Source organism: Microbacterium aurantiacum (assembly GCF_002872075.1).
In the GTDB taxonomy this organism is placed as follows: domain Bacteria; phylum Actinomycetota; class Actinomycetes; order Actinomycetales; family Microbacteriaceae; genus Microbacterium; species Microbacterium aurantiacum_A.
This window is the reverse complement of record NZ_PGGU01000014.1, coordinates 85,152-98,923: the sequence shown is the minus strand read 5'-3', so window position 1 is coordinate 98,923 and position 13,772 is coordinate 85,152. Positions and strand designations below refer to the sequence as shown.

General features: G+C 69.7%; 12 protein-coding genes and 1 pseudogene. 6 read left to right on the top strand and 7 right to left on the bottom strand.

Going from position 1 to position 13,772, the window contains the following annotated elements:
- From CUR96_RS10040 to CUR96_RS10020, 5 genes and pseudogenes are all read left to right on the top strand, one after another.
- Nucleotides 1–399 (top strand): cytidine deaminase, encoded by a 399-nt coding sequence (locus tag CUR96_RS10040; protein ID WP_096713717.1) that lies wholly within the window; start codon nt 1–3, stop codon nt 397–399.
- Entirely contained in the window at nt 396–1,688 is a 1,293-nt protein-coding gene (locus tag CUR96_RS10035; protein WP_102193170.1) for a thymidine phosphorylase, read from the top strand. The genes CUR96_RS10040 and CUR96_RS10035 overlap by 4 nt, the downstream gene beginning before the upstream one ends.
- A 67-nt stretch (nt 1,689–1,755) precedes the next feature.
- Nucleotides 1,756–2,874, top strand: coding sequence for an adenosine deaminase (locus tag CUR96_RS10030; protein WP_102193169.1), 1,119 nt, complete (start codon nt 1,756–1,758; stop codon nt 2,872–2,874).
- Between the two features lie 488 nt (nt 2,875–3,362).
- Nucleotides 3,363–3,866, top strand: a pseudogene (locus CUR96_RS18875) (polysaccharide deacetylase family protein); the annotation flags it as partial.
- A 161-nt stretch (nt 3,867–4,027) separates the two neighbouring features.
- Nucleotides 4,028–4,888 (top strand): carbohydrate kinase family protein, encoded by an 861-nt coding sequence (locus CUR96_RS10020; protein ID WP_245861177.1) that lies wholly within the window; start codon nt 4,028–4,030, stop codon nt 4,886–4,888.
- Nucleotides 4,889–4,890: 2 nt separating this feature from the next.
- Here CUR96_RS10020 and CUR96_RS10015 read toward each other — a convergent pair whose 3' ends face one another.
- From CUR96_RS10015 to CUR96_RS09985, 7 genes are all read right to left on the bottom strand, one after another.
- The gene (locus tag CUR96_RS10015) at nt 4,891–6,180 is read right to left on the bottom strand and encodes a flavin-containing monooxygenase (RefSeq protein WP_102193166.1); all 1,290 of its coding nucleotides are present in this window, start codon (nt 6,178–6,180) and stop codon (nt 4,891–4,893) included.
- A 77-nt stretch (nt 6,181–6,257) separates the two neighbouring features.
- Entirely contained in the window at nt 6,258–7,415 is a 1,158-nt protein-coding gene (locus CUR96_RS10010) for a mannitol-1-phosphate 5-dehydrogenase (RefSeq protein WP_102193165.1), read from the bottom strand.
- A complete protein-coding gene (locus CUR96_RS10005) occupies nt 7,415–7,846 on the bottom strand; it encodes a PTS sugar transporter subunit IIA (protein WP_102193164.1) in 432 nt (143 codons plus the stop codon). The genes CUR96_RS10010 and CUR96_RS10005 overlap by 1 nt, the downstream gene beginning before the upstream one ends.
- Nucleotides 7,843–9,396 (bottom strand): PTS mannitol transporter subunit IICB, encoded by a 1,554-nt coding sequence (locus tag CUR96_RS10000; RefSeq protein WP_102193163.1) that lies wholly within the window; start codon nt 9,394–9,396, stop codon nt 7,843–7,845. Before CUR96_RS10000 ends, CUR96_RS10005 begins: the two co-directional genes overlap by 4 nt.
- Entirely contained in the window at nt 9,393–11,090 is a 1,698-nt protein-coding gene (gene ptsP / locus CUR96_RS09995) for a phosphoenolpyruvate--protein phosphotransferase (RefSeq protein WP_102193162.1), read from the bottom strand. The genes CUR96_RS10000 and ptsP overlap by 4 nt, the downstream gene beginning before the upstream one ends.
- Nucleotides 11,087–11,368: an HPr family phosphocarrier protein gene (locus CUR96_RS09990; RefSeq protein ID WP_102193161.1), complete on the bottom strand. Its 282-nt coding sequence runs from the start codon at nt 11,366–11,368 to the stop codon at nt 11,087–11,089. The genes ptsP and CUR96_RS09990 overlap by 4 nt, the downstream gene beginning before the upstream one ends.
- The gene (locus CUR96_RS09985) at nt 11,365–11,682 is read right to left on the bottom strand and encodes a PTS sugar transporter subunit IIB (protein WP_102193160.1); all 318 of its coding nucleotides are present in this window, start codon (nt 11,680–11,682) and stop codon (nt 11,365–11,367) included. Before CUR96_RS09985 ends, CUR96_RS09990 begins: the two co-directional genes overlap by 4 nt.
- Nucleotides 11,683–11,849: 167 nt before the next feature.
- Between CUR96_RS09985 and CUR96_RS09980 the strand changes: the two genes are divergently transcribed.
- Nucleotides 11,850–13,772, top strand: coding sequence for a BglG family transcription antiterminator (locus tag CUR96_RS09980; protein ID WP_102193159.1), 1,923 nt, complete (start codon nt 11,850–11,852; stop codon nt 13,770–13,772).

The following is a 13,772-nucleotide window of genomic DNA, read 5'->3' as shown; positions in this document are numbered from 1 at the left end:
ATGACAGACATCGACTGGGACGAGCTGCGTCAGGTCGCCACCGATGCGATGACGAAGGCGTACGCACCATATTCGCGCTACAAGGTCGGCGCCGCGGCTCTCGTCGGCGACGGACGCATCGTCGCCGGCTGCAACGTGGAGAACGCCTCCTACGGCGTCACCCTGTGCGCCGAGTGCGCGCTGGTCGGCGACCTGCACATGTCCGGCGGCGGCCAGCTGGTCGCCTTCGTGTGCGTCAACAACGACGGGCAGACGATCATGCCGTGCGGCCGCTGCCGTCAGCTGCTCTTCGAGCACGCGATGCCCGGCATGCTGCTGGAGACCGTCTCCGGCATCCGCACGATCGACGAGGTGCTGCCGGATGCGTTCGGCCCCCGTGACCTGGAGGACGCACGATGAGCGTTGAGCCCTACGACGCCGTGGATGTCATCCGCGCCAAGCGCGACGGCGGTGTCGTCCCCGAGCCGGCCCTGCGCTGGATGGTCGACGCCTACACCCGCGGTTATGTGTCCGACGCGCAGATGGCGTCGTTCGCGATGGCGGTGTTCCAGCGCGGGATGGATCGCGACGAGATCCGGGTGCTCACCGACGCGATGATCGCCTCGGGGGAGCGGATGAGCTTCGCATCCCTCGGCAAGAAGACGGTCGACAAGCATTCGACGGGCGGAGTGGGCGACAAGATCACTCTGCCGCTCGCGCCGCTCGTCGCCGTCTTCGGCGTGGCGGTGCCGCAGCTGAGCGGTCGCGGCCTCGGCCACACCGGCGGAACGCTCGACAAGCTGGAGTCCATTCCCGGCTGGCGTGCGGCACTGAGCAATGAGGAGATGTTCGCGCAGATGCAGGGCGATGTCGGCGCGGTCATCTGCGCGGCCGGCTCCGGCCTCGCTCCCGCCGACAAGAAGCTGTACGCCCTGCGCGACGTGACCGGCACCGTGGAGGCTATCCCGCTCATCGCCTCCAGCATCATGTCGAAGAAGATCGCCGAGGGCACGGACGCGCTCGTGCTCGACGTCAAGTTCGGCTCCGGCGCCTTCATGCGGGACATCGACCGCGCCCGTGAACTCGCCCGCACGATGGTGGCGCTCGGAACCGACTCCGGTGTCGCGACGACCGCGCTCCTGACCGACATGAACGTGCCGCTCGGATTCGCGATCGGCAACGCCAACGAGGTCCGCGAGTCCGTGGAGATCCTCGCCGGCGGCGGACCTTCCGACGTCCGCGAGCTGACGCTCGCGCTGGCGAGGGAGATGCTCGCGCTGGCGGGGCAGCCGGATGCCGATGTCGAGGCCGCCCTGGACGACGGTCGCGCGATGGACAGCTGGAAGGCGATGATCCGCGCACAGGACGGCGATCCGGATGCTCCGCTGCCGACCGCACGCGAGACCCACGTCGTCACCGCCACGGCCGACGGCGTGCTGGCGCGCCTCGACGCATTGCCCTTCGGGATCGCCGCCTGGCGCCTCGGTGCGGGACGCGCGCGTGCCGAGGATCCCGTCATCTTCGAGGCCGGCATCGACCTGCACGCGAAGCCGGGCGACCGCGTGGTCGCCGGACAGCCGCTGTTCACCCTGTCCGCGGCCGACGAAGCGCGATTCCCGCGCGCTCTGGAGGCGGTCGAGGGCGCCTGGGAGATCGGCGACGACGCGCCGGAGCGGGGCCCGATCGTGCGCGAACGCATCACGGCGTGACCTTTGGCCCGCTAGCCTGAACACGGCGGTCACCGCCGCCGACTTTTCTGCGACTGGAGGATCCCCCATGGCGATCGATGCGAACGGCGACGTCACCATCCAGGGGGTCTCCCTGCGAAGCCTGCCGAAGGTGTCGCTGCACGACCACCTCGACGGCGCGCTGCGACCGGCGACGATCGTCGAGCTGGCGTCCGCCGCGGGCATCGAACTGCCGCACGCCGACGCGAGATCGCTGGGCCGCTGGTTCGCGAAGCAGAGCGATTCCGGCTCGCTCGTCGAGTATCTGAAGACCTTCGACCTGACGATCGCCGTGATGCAGACGCAGGAGGGGCTGACACGTGTGGCCCGCGAGTTCGTCCAGGACCTCGCCGCCGACGGCGTGATCTACGGCGAGGTGCGCTGGGCGCCCGAACAGCACCTCTCCGGCGGGCTCTCGCTCGAGCAGGCGGTCGAAGCCGTGCAGCAGGGCATCGAAGAGGGCGAGGACGCCGCCGACGCCGATGGCCGCAGCATCCGCGTCGGTCAGCTCCTCTCCGCCATGCGCCAGCACGACCGTGCCCTGGAGATCGCCGAGCTCGCGGTGGACTTCCGCGGTCGCGGCGTCGTCGGCTTCGACACCGCGGGTCCGGAAGACGGCTTCCCTTCGTCGAACTATCGCGGAGCGTTCGACTATCTCGCGGAGAACTTCTTCCCGGTGACCGTGCACGCCGGCGAGGCCGCCGGTCTGGCGTCGATCCGCTCCGCGCTGATCGACGGGCGCGCGCTGCGGCTCGGGCACGGGGTGCGCATCGCCGAGGACCTCCAGGTGATCACGCAGGAGGGCGACGAGGTGCAGGTGCAGTTCGGCGACCTGGCCCGCTGGGTGCGCGATCGGGAGATCCCCCTGGAGCTGTCGCCGTCGTCGAACCTGCAGACCGGAGCGGTCGCCGCGTGGGGCACCGAGCTCGCCGACCACCCGTTCGACCTGCTGTATCAACTCGGCTTCGCCGTCACCGTCAACGTCGACAACCGCACCATGAGCGGCACCTCGCTGACGCGGGAGCTCGCGCTCCTGGTCGAGGCCTTCGAATACGACCTCGATGATCTGGAGACGTTCCAGTTCAATGCCGCGGCGGCGACCTTCCTCCCCGTCGAGGAGCGCGAAGAGCTCGTGGAGATGATCGCAGAAGGGTTCGAGGTTTCGTGAGGTCACGTCGCCAGCGCCAGCGCCGCGCCATCACGTTGATCGTCGCAGCCGCCGTGCTGGTCGGCGTCGGAGCGACCGCGGCCGTGGTCTGGTTCAACCGCGCCTCGGCTCAGCCGCAGACCGCGACCGACGATTCCGCGACCTCCGAGCCCACGCCGACTCCGGAGCCGCTTTCCCCCGCAGAGCAGCTGATCGCCGACGCCGACGACCCGCTGGCGTGCGCCGTCAGCTTCGCCGGCGACGGCATCGCGCTCGACCCCGTGCTGCAGTGGCAGAACGGCCTGTACCAGGCGCTGCCGATCCCGTCCGCCGATGGCCGGGTTTTCGCCGGCTGGTACGCGACTCCGGAAGACGCCGCGGCCTTCACGGTCGCGGCCCGTGTCAATGGAGCAGACCCCGTCGCCTGCGTCGAACAGCAGATCGAGCTGCACGCGGCGTGGAAGACGCCGGACGAGAACGTCGCCGAGAACGCGCAGATCCCGATCCTGATGTATCACCAGTTCACGGCCAATCCCGATGGTGAGGAGGGGTGGCTCCGCGGCAACTACGCGTACATCGGCGACTTCGACGCGCAAATGAACCACATCGCCACCACCGGTTTCTATCTGCCGACGTGGGACGAACTCAGCGCGTTTATCGACGGGCGGCTCTTCCTGCCCGCCCGCTCAGTGATCATCACCGACGACGACGCCGACCAGACCTGGTTCGATCTCGCGGTGCCCGTGGTCGACAAGTTCAAGGTGCTGACGACCTCGTTCATGATCACCGCGTACCGCCAGGATCCGCCGCCGTCCGTCTATGTGCTGCGTCGCTCGCACACGCACGACATGCATCAGGCCGGAGACAACGGCAAGGGGCGGATGGTCAACTGGACGGCTGAGGAGATCGCCGCCGATCTGAACGCATCCGGAGACATCCTCGGCGTCCGCGAGGTGATCGCGTATCCCTTCGGTCATTTCAACGACACGTCCAAGCAGGGCGTGGCGCAGGCAGGCTATGAGATGGCGCGCACCATCGAGCCGGGAACCGTCGAGATCGGCACCGACAAGTTCGCGTTGCCCGTCGTCCGCATCGACTACGGGATGGGCCTGGAGTCGCTGATCAGCCGGATCGGCTGAACTCCGGCACGCGGCGGATGCGGAAGGATGTGGGGGTGACCCCGCCTTCCGTCTTCATCGCCGGCCCTGCCTCCTGGAATTCGATCGTCGTGCTCGACCGGCTGCCCGAGCCGGTGCCGCACATGCAGTTCGCCGAGGAGACGTGGGAGACCGTCGGCGGAACGAGCGCGGGCAAGGCTCTGAGCCTGACCGCACTCGGACGTTCGGCTCTGCTGTACGCCCTCGCAGCCGACGACGCGGCCGGGGCGCGCGTGCGCGAGGCTCTGCACGGCGCGGGCGTGCCCGTGCACTGGGGCGGCAGCGATGAGACCGAGCGCCATCTCAACCTGATGACGAGGGCGGGAGGACGCGTCTCCCTGTACCTCTCCAGCCCGTCGCCGCAGTCCGGCGACGTCGATCCCTCGCTGCACGCGGCGATGGCCGGATCGGACGCCATCGTGCTCGATCTCGCCGCCGAACCGCTGCGGCTTCTGCCCGCGGCGCGAGAGACGGGCCGGCCGATCTGGGTGGACGTGCACGATTACGACGGCGAGGCCGAGTTCCACGTGCCGTTCCTCGACGCGGCCGATGCCGTGTTCTGCAACGCCGATCGGCTCGCCGATCCGGTGGCGTTCCTGCAGGACCGCATCGCACGGGGGGCCATGCTCGCGGTGTGCACGCTCGGGGCCGAAGGCGCGGTCGCCGTGGATGCCGAGGGCGTCGTCCATCGTGCCGCGGCCGTCCCTGTGGCCGTGGTCGACACGAACGGCGCAGGCGACGCCTTCCTCGCCGGCGTGCTGGATGCGCATCTCTCCGGGCGGTCGGTGCCGGAGGCGCTGGAGGCGGGAGCACGCTCCGCGTCGACCGTGCTGAGCACCCGGCACCTGCATCCGCTGCTGGACCCGATCCTGGGCTGACCTCAGGTCGCGTTCAGCGCCTGGTTCTCCCGCCGCACCGCGGCGCGGTAGGCGTCCTTGTTCACGTAGTGCGCCATCCGGTCGAGCTGGAGGTATCGATAGCCGCCGGAGAGATCGGGCCACGGCTTCCCGGCCACCCGCTCGCGGAACCGAAGGGCGGAGTCCGGGTTCCTCTCGACGGCGGCGAGGTAGCCGGCCAGGAGATCAGCCTGTTCGGAGCGGCCCTGCCAGCCGATCCCCGAGGCCTCGATCATGCCCACCACGTAGAGACCGTTGAAAGTAGGCGGGAAGATGTTCAGGAACAAGCGAGGCGCGGCGCCCCGCCAGTGCAGGTGCTCCCGGTCGACGAAGGGGTAGTCGAGCCGGTATCCGGTGGCGAGCAGCACGAGGTCGTATTCGCCCGAGCTCCCGTCGCGGAAATGCACGGTCCGGTCGTCGAGCCGGTCGATGTCCGCACGGATGCGCAGATCGCCCTGGCCGAGGTGATCCAGGACCAGGGTGTTCACGACCGGGTGCGACTCGTAGATCCGGTAATCCGGCTTCGGAAACCCGAAGCGCGCCGGATCGCCCGTGAACGCCCGGAGCACCCGCGCATCCACGGCCTGCTTGAGTCGCGCGGGAAGCGGGCGGCCCCGGTTGAGGGTGTCGCTGGGGCGGCCGAACAGGTAGCGCGGCACGAAGTAGTAGCCCCGGCGCACGCTCAGGTCGACCGATGCGGCGTGGTGCACGGCATCCACCGCGATGTCGCACCCGGAGTTCCCCGCTCCCACCACGAGCACGCGCTTGCCGGCGAGCTGCACGGCGGTCTTGTAGCCGCTCGCATGCATGAGCTCGCCGGAGAAGCTACCGGGGAGTGACGGCAGGTTCGGCTCCGCCAGGGTGCCGTTCGCGAGGAGCACTCCCGCGTACCACTGCGTCCGCCTGCCGCCAGGGCCGTCGGCGGTGAGGTCCCACCCGCCGTCGCGCGGCTCCAGCCGGGTCACCCGCGTGCGGAACCGATAGAGCGAAGTGAGTCCGAACCGCTGGGCGTAGTCGTGGAAGTACGCGTGGAGCACGCGATGGCCCGGATAGTCCGCGGCGCCGCTCATCGGGAACTCGTCGAACTCGGTCGTCGTCCGGGAGGAGATCAGGTGCGCGGACTCGTACATCGTGCTGCGCGGATTCGTGATGTCCCAGAGTCCGCCGACGCCGTGCGAGGACTCGTAGCCGTCGAACTCGATGCCCCGCTTCTGCAGCGCCCGGGCCGCGGCGAGTCCCGAGGGACCCGCCCCGATGACGGCGTACCTGTTCATGCTGCTCCCCGCACCCCGCTGTGCTCGATCCCGAACGCTCGATCTCGCCTCTGACCGATGCTAGCGGGGCGGGGTGCTCAGGTGGCGCGGATGGCTTCCTGACGGGCGGCGACGACATCGCGGATCGACGTGAACAGCGGATGCTCGGGGTCGAGCCCGGTGACGGCGGTCACGAACTCGGCCGAACCGAGGGACCCCAGCTGCTGCTGCAGCTCCACGGACTGCTCGTCCTCCGCATCGTCGAAGTCGAGGGCGGCCGCCACGGCCCGCACCAGGGCGACCGTCGGCAGTCCGCGTTCCGCGGCCATCGATGCGGGTCCGATGAAGCGCTCGTGGCGCGACAGCTTGCGCAGCGGCTGGCGACCGACCCGCTGCACGGTGTCGACGAGGGCCGGATTGCGGAATCGGTCGAGGATCTTCGTCCGGTAGGTCGCGAGTTCCTGCGGATCCAGTCCGTGCTCGGCGACGAGCACGGCAGAGGTCTCCTCCAGCGCGACGGAGACCTGAGCGGCGATCCGCGGGTCGGCGAGAGCATCTGAGATCCGCTCGATTCCCGCTTGGGCGCCGAAGTACGCGGTGGCGGCGTGCCCCGTGTTCACCGTGAACAGCTTGCGCTCGATGAACGGTCCGAGATCCTCCACGAATCGCGCGCCGGGGATCTTCGGGAGCGTTCCGGCGAACGGTCCCGACTCGATCGCCCATTCGAAGTACGGTTCGACCGTCACATCGACGCCTCCGCCCTCAGGCTGTCCGGGGACGATCCGGTCGACCGCGGTGTTCGCGAACACCGCACGCGCGAGGAGCGCAGGCGCCTCCGCCCCCGCCGCCTTCTCGATCTCGGCGCGCAGGGTGTCGGTGGCGCCGATGGCGTTCTCGCAGGCCATCACCTGCAGCGGTGCGGCTGCGGGGGAGCGCTGGGCGAGGCCGGCGACGATCGCCGGTGCGACGAAGCGCAGCACCGACGGTCCGACCGCGGTGGTGACGATGTCAGCCGTGGCGATCTCCTCGGCGACCGCATCCGGATGCGCACGGCTGTTGACCGCACGGAATCCGGTCACGACATGGTCGGCCCCACCGGGACCCGCCTCGTGCACCGTGTACCGGTCGACGCCGTTGATCGCGTCCACCAGGGCGTCTGCGACGTCGGAGAAGACGACCTCGTATCCGCCCTCGTGCAGCAGCAACCCGACGAATCCGCGGCCGATGTTGCCCGCGCCGAAGTGGACCGCCTTCATCAGCCGTTCACATCCGCGAGCAGGGCGTAGAGCTCCTCCGGCGTCTGCGCTGCCGTGAGACGTTCGACGTCGTCATCGTCGGAGAAGAGGATGGCGATCTGCGACAGGATCTCCAGGTGCTCCTCGCCGCGGCCGGCGATGCCGATGACGAACGTCACCGGGTCGCCGGCCCAGTCCACGCCGCCGTCGTAGCGCACGACGGACAGCGCGGAGTCGAGGATCAGCTCCTTCGTCTCGTTGGTGCCATGCGGGATGGCGAGCCCGTTGCCCATGTACGTCGAGACGGTCTCCTCGCGCTGTCTCATCGCGTCGACGTAGGCGGGGGCGACCGCTCCGGCCGACACGAGGATGTCGGTGGCCTCCTGGAGGGCGGCCTCCTGCGTGGCGCCGCCGGCGTGGATGCGGATCTGGCCGATGCTGAGAACGCTCATGCTGTCTCCTCCCGCTGTTCGCGAACCATCTCGACGACCTCTTCGTACTTCGGCGAGTTCATGAAATTGTCGACCGAGACGTGGATCGAGTTCGGTGACTGTGCCTTCGCGCGGTCGGTGAGCTGCTGCTGAGTGATGACCACGTCGGCGGTGCCATCGAGGTTCGCGATCGCCTGATTGACGACGGTGACGTCCTCGATGCCCGCCTTCTTGAACTTGTTGCGCAGGACGCTCGCCCCCATGGCCGAGGAGCCCATGCCCGCGTCGCACGCGAACACGATGTGGCTGATCGGAGCGGTCAGGACCGCGGTGCTCGTCGCGCCGGCGGATGCCGCCAGGTTGGAGAGCGTGCTGGACGACTTGCCCTTGTTCGCCTCGGTCCTGGCGATGGCCGCAGCGAGCGGGTCGCCGCTGGCTGCCTCCGCCGCAATGTCCCGACGGCGTGAGGCGAGCAGGATCGGGGCGGAGATCGCGAAGGAGACCGCGGCCGAGAGGATCACCGAGAGGATGACCCCGAGGTGGCTGCCCGGGGCGGTCTGGATGAGCACCGCGAAGATCGAACCGGGAGCGGCGGGGGCGACCAGACCGGACTGGAACAGCATGTTGGTCGCGACTCCGGTCGCGCCGCCGGCGATCAGGCCGACGATGAGGAGCGGCTTGGCGAGGACGTACGGGAAGTACACCTCGTGGATGCCGCCGAGGAACTGGATGATGAAGGCACCGGGCGCGGTGGCGCGGGCGACGCCGACGCCGAACACGCTGAGTGCGAGCAGCATGCCGGCACCGGGGCCGGGGTTCGCCTCGATCAGGAACAGCAGGCTGCGTCCGGTCTCCTGCACCTGCTCGGTGCCGAGGGGGGTGAACACGCCGTGGTTGATCGCGTTGTTCAGGAACAGCACCTTCGCCGGTTCGACGAGGATGCTCGCGAGCGGCAGCAGACCGGTCTCGACGAGCCATCCGACGGCGCCGCCGAGGATGTCGGTGAGCCAGCGCATCACCGGAGCGAGCCAGAAGAATGCCCCCAGTGCCATGAAGAACGCCACGAATCCGGCCGAGAAGTTGTCGACCAGCATCTCGAAGCCGGGCTTGATCCTGCCCTGCCACGGCTTCTCCACCGCCTTCAGGACGAGTGCGGCGAGAGGACCGACGATCATGGCGCCGAGGAACATGACCGTCGGCGAGGCGCCGCTGATCACTCCCATGGCGGCGACAGCGCCGACGACGCCGCCTCGGTGTCCGTGCACCATCCGGCCACCGGTGAATGCGATAAGGACGGGCAGGAGATAGGTGATGATCGGACCGACGAGACCGGGATAGGCGACGCCGTCGATCTCTCCACCCCCGAGGATCGCCGAGTCGCCCCAGCGCCATGCCTCGACCGGACTGTTGCTGCCGAGCCACCCGTCGGGGATGAACAGGGCGGTGATGAAGCCCCAGGCGATGAAGGCGGCGATGTTCGGCATGACCATGCCGGACAGGAACGTTCCGAACCTCTGGACGCCCACACGAACGCTGTTCGTGCTCGTGGTGGCGGGTGACGTCGTCGTCATGATGTCGTCTCTTTCTCGTGTGACTTCTGGTGTGAGGGGAGTGCGGTCGCGGCGGAGGCCACGGCGTTGCGGGCACCGGATGCATCTTCTGCGGCCAGCGCGATCCCGGCGAGGTGTCTTGCCTCGTCGAGGGTGCGTTCGGAGAGCGCCTGGCGGACGTCAGCCAGGGCCGACGGCGCCATCGACAGGCTCGTCGCGCCGAGTCCGATCAGGACGACGGCCAGCAGCGGATCGGCGGCCGCCTCCCCGCAGATGCCGACGGGCTTGCCGGTACGTGCTCCGGCATCGCCGACCTCCCGGACGAGCCGGAGCACGGCGGGATGCCAGGGGTCCTGGAAGCCCGCCACGGAACCCAGCATCCGGTCGGCGGCCATCGTGTACTGCGTCAGGTCGTTGGTGCCGATGGATGCGAAGTCCGCGTGCGCGAGCACCCGATCGGCGAGCAGGGCGCTGGCGGGGACCTCGACCATCACCCCGGCCGTCCGCAGCCCGTACTCCCGGGCGAGGGTCGTGAAGTAGGCGGTCTCCTCGACTGTGGTCACCATCGGCGCCATCACCCAGAGGTCGGCTTCCGTCATCGCATCGGCCTCGGCGAGCGCCGTGAGCTGTTCGCGCAGGATGTCCTCGCTGGCGCGGAGGGCGCGCAGTCCGCGCAGACCCAGGGCGGGGTTCTCCTCGTGCGCGTCGTTGAGGAACGCCAGGGGTTTGTCGGCGCCGGCGTCCAGCATCCGTACGACGACCTTCTTGCCGGGAAATGCGGCCAGCAGCTCGCGGTAGGACTCGCGCTGCTGGTCGATGGTCGGCGCCTGGGAAGCCCCCAGGAACAGGAACTCGGTGCGGAAGAGCCCTACGCCTTCTGCTCCCCGGGCGACCGCGTCCGCGGCGTCCGCGGGCTTCCCGAGGTTCGCGAGAAGGGCGACCGGAGTACCGTCGGCCAGGGCGCCGGGGGTGAGCGGGAGCGATTCGGCCGAGCGACGGGAACTCGCCCGTTCCGCAGCCCGCGCGCGCTCCGCCTCGGAGGGATCGACCGTGACGACACCGGCAGCCGCATCGACGATCACCGTGCTGCCGTCCCGCAGATGAGCGGCGTCCGCGGCGCCGACGATCGCGACGATGCCCTTCTCGCGGGCGAGGATCGCCGTGTGCGAGGTGGGGCCTCCGTCGCAGGTCACTAGCGCGAGGACCTGATCCAGCTTCAGAAGCGCGGTGTCGGCAGGTGCGAGGTCCCGCGCGACCAGGACGAACGGATACCCGGGGTCTGGGACGCCGGGCGCCGTCACCCCGCGCAGCTGCGCGAGCACGCGCTGCGCGATGTCGTCGAGGTCGGCGGCGCGCTCGCCGAGATAGCCGCCGACAGCCTCCAGGGTCGCCCGGAAACCGGCGAAGGCGTCGTGCACGGCCCGTTCGGCGGTCGCTCCCGCATCGATGCGGCTGTCGACCTCGTCCTGGAGCGTGGGGTCCTCCGCGATCATCGCCTGCGCCTCGAGCACCTCCCGGGCGGAGCCGCCGGCGGTCTCGCCGCGCTCGTTGAGCTCTCGGGCCACGGTCGTGACGGCATCCCTCGCCCTGGCGCGTTCCGTTTCCGCGCCGAGCGTGCTCGGCACGTCGGCCGGCGCGGGCAGAGCTTCCGCCATCCGCACCACGGGGCCCTGGGCGACGCCCAGGCCGATACCGACGCCTCGCAGTTCGCTCATTCGGCCACGGCCTGGTCGTGGTCGGTGGTGAGGAGCTCCGTGAGGGTGTCCAGCACGCCTTCTGCGCCATCGCCGTCGGCGGTCAGGGTGACGTAGTCGCCGTGCTCGACGGCCAGCGAGATCACCCCGAGGATGCTGGCGGCGTTGACGGCCTTGCCCGAGTCCTTGGCGATGGTCACCGGAATCCCCGCGTCCTTCGCGGCCTGGGCGAAGAGTTTCGCAGGCCGGGCGTGCAGTCCGTGGGAGGAGCCGATCCGGACGGTGCGTGTTGCGGTCATGGTGTTCCTTTCGGGGTGTTCCTGGCGTCGGCGATGGCCGACCGGGCGATGGCGAGCGTGCGCACGCCGTCGCGATCGGCGAAGACATCGGCGGGAAGGAGGACGACGGGGGCGCTCACGCGGTCGCGGAGAGCGGAGATGCGGTCGGCGAGGTGCGGGCCGACGAGAACGAGGTCATGGCCGCCTTCGAGTACGGAGTGCTCCACTCCGGCGGAAGCCTCCCAGTCGAGGCCGGCGGCGGATGCCGCGCGCCGGAGCCGCTGAGCGACGAACGTGCTCGACGCGCCGGCGCCGCACACCACGAGGATCTTCATCGATGCCACCTTCCTGAGAACAGTCTGGGAAGCGGGGCCGACCCTGCGCCAACAGGATCCTTTCCGCCCCTGCGGAATCCGGCCTCAGCCCCGGGCAGGCGGGCTTCCTGACATCATGGAGGCACGTCAGGACAGTGCGGTCAGCACGTGAGGGAGCAGGAGGGATCATGTCGCGACAGCGTCAGGACCAGCTGCTCTCGTCTTTGCTGCGCCAGGAGACCTGGGCGACAGCCGGAAGCCTCGCCGATCTGCTGGGCGTCACGCCGCGCAGCATCCGCTCCTACGTGTCGGCGCTGAACGCCCGGACCCGTGACGCCGACGCCGTCGAGTCCGGCCCGGCCGGGTATCGCGCCGGCCCCGGGGCGAGGGGCGCCCTGCGCGCGCGCCAGTCGAGCGATTCGGCGCCGCGGGATCGGATGCATGCCCTGGTGCGCACGCTGCTCGATGTGCCGGCCGGCATCGACGTCTTCGCGATGGCCGAGGAACTGCACGTGAGCGAGGCCACGCTCGAGGCTGACCTGGCGAGGGTGCGCGCCCTCCTCGACGGCACCGACCTCACGCTGGAGCGCGACCGTGAGACCGTGCGGCTCCGAGGGAATGAGGCGGCGCAGCGACGTCTGCTCAGCCGGCTCGCGCACGACGAGATGGATGCCGCCTCGTTCCACCCCGAGACGTTCCGGCGTGCTCTCGCCGGCAACGCCGTCGCCGCGCACGCCGTCGGACCGTTCAAGTCGGCTCTGGTGCGCGAGCTGGGCGGTCTCGGCTACTACGTGAACGAGCTCGCGATCTCGGACGTGCTGCTGCACGTGGCGATCGCGGCGGACCGCGTCGCCGCAGGGCACGCCCTGGAGGCTGGTCCCGCCAGCGTCCGGGAGGAGATCCCGAGGGTCGGGGCGGTGATCGCCCGGCTCGCCGGCGAGCACTTCGGCGTCTCCCTCGGCGAGGGCGACAGCGACCATCTCGCATCCCTCGTGCTCACGCGCATCGTCGCCCCGGGGGAGGATGCGACGAGGGAGGTCGCCCGCAGCGGCGTCGATCCCGCGGTGGAGGCCGCCGTTCGGGCGGAGATCATGCGGGCAGCCGACGACTACCAGGTCGATCTCGTCGATGAGGCCTTCGTGCTGCGGCTGGCCCTGCACGTGCAGAACCTGCTGCGGCGTGCCGAGGAGAGCGCGCTGACCCGCAACCCGCTCACCCGGTCGCTGAAGACCTCGTACCCGATGATCTTCGAGGTCGCCGTCTCGATCGCCAGCGGCCTGCACGACCGCCTGGGCACGCCGATCCACGACGATGAGATCGCCTATATCGCCATGCACGTCGGCGGGCGTCTGGAGAGGAGCCGGAAAGGCGAGTCGATCCTCACGGCGACCATCGTGTGCCCGGGATATCACGAGCTGCAGGAGCTGCTGCGCTCGAGCGTGGACCGCTCGCTCGGTTCGGCGATCGAGGTCACCAGCGTCGTCACGAACGTCGACCCGGACTGGCCTTCGCTCGACACCGACCTCGTGCTCAGCACGATCGAGCCGGGCCTCGCGGCCGATCGTTTCGTGCGCATCCAGCCCTTCCTGAGTGACGCGGACGTCGATCGCATCCAGCAGGCGGCCGGCCGTGTCCGACGCGGGCGCCGCCTCACGCGGCTCCGGGGCGAGCTCGCCCGCTACTTCCACGCCGACGCCTACGTCTATCCGCTCCCCGACGAGGGCGAGGAGGCGATCATCCGCCTCCTGGGGGCTCGCCTCGTCAGAGCGGGGCTGATCGGCGACGACTACATCGAGAACACCATCCTGCGGGAGCAGATGTCATCGACCGCGTTCACGGATGCCCTCGCCGTGCCGCACGCCCTGCAGATGACCGCGAGCAGGACGGCCATCGCCATCGGCGTCGCCGATGGCTCGGCGGCGTGGGGAGAGGGCCGCGTGCGCGTGGTCGCGCTCGCCGCCTTCAGCGAGGACGACCGGGCCGCATTCCAGACCGTGTTCGAGCAGTTCGTCGAGGTCTTCAGCGAGAAGGACAGCGTGCAGAGGATCGTGCGCCGAGGAGCGACCTTCGAGTCGTTCCTCGACGAGCTCGTCGCCGTCATCGACGGCTGA

Coding starts and splice junctions, on each gene's coding strand:
- CUR96_RS10040 (WP_096713717.1), top strand. CDS start 1: ATGACAGACATCGACTGGGACGAGCTGCGTCAGGTCGCCACCGATGCG.
- CUR96_RS10035 (WP_102193170.1), top strand. CDS start 396: ATGAGCGTTGAGCCCTACGACGCCGTGGATGTCATCCGCGCCAAGCGC.
- CUR96_RS10030 (WP_102193169.1), top strand. CDS start 1,756: ATGGCGATCGATGCGAACGGCGACGTCACCATCCAGGGGGTCTCCCTG.
- CUR96_RS10015 (WP_102193166.1), bottom strand. CDS start 6,180: ATGAACAGGTACGCCGTCATCGGGGCGGGTCCCTCGGGACTCGCCGCG.
- CUR96_RS10010 (WP_102193165.1), bottom strand. CDS start 7,415: ATGAAGGCGGTCCACTTCGGCGCGGGCAACATCGGCCGCGGATTCGTC.
- CUR96_RS10005 (WP_102193164.1), bottom strand. CDS start 7,846: ATGAGCGTTCTCAGCATCGGCCAGATCCGCATCCACGCCGGCGGCGCC.
- CUR96_RS10000 (WP_102193163.1), bottom strand. CDS start 9,396: ATGACGACGACGTCACCCGCCACCACGAGCACGAACAGCGTTCGTGTG.
- ptsP (WP_102193162.1), bottom strand. CDS start 11,090: ATGAGCGAACTGCGAGGCGTCGGTATCGGCCTGGGCGTCGCCCAGGGC.
- CUR96_RS09990 (WP_102193161.1), bottom strand. CDS start 11,368: ATGACCGCAACACGCACCGTCCGGATCGGCTCCTCCCACGGACTGCAC.
- CUR96_RS09985 (WP_102193160.1), bottom strand. CDS start 11,682: ATGAAGATCCTCGTGGTGTGCGGCGCCGGCGCGTCGAGCACGTTCGTC.
- CUR96_RS09980 (WP_102193159.1), top strand. CDS start 11,850: ATGTCGCGACAGCGTCAGGACCAGCTGCTCTCGTCTTTGCTGCGCCAG.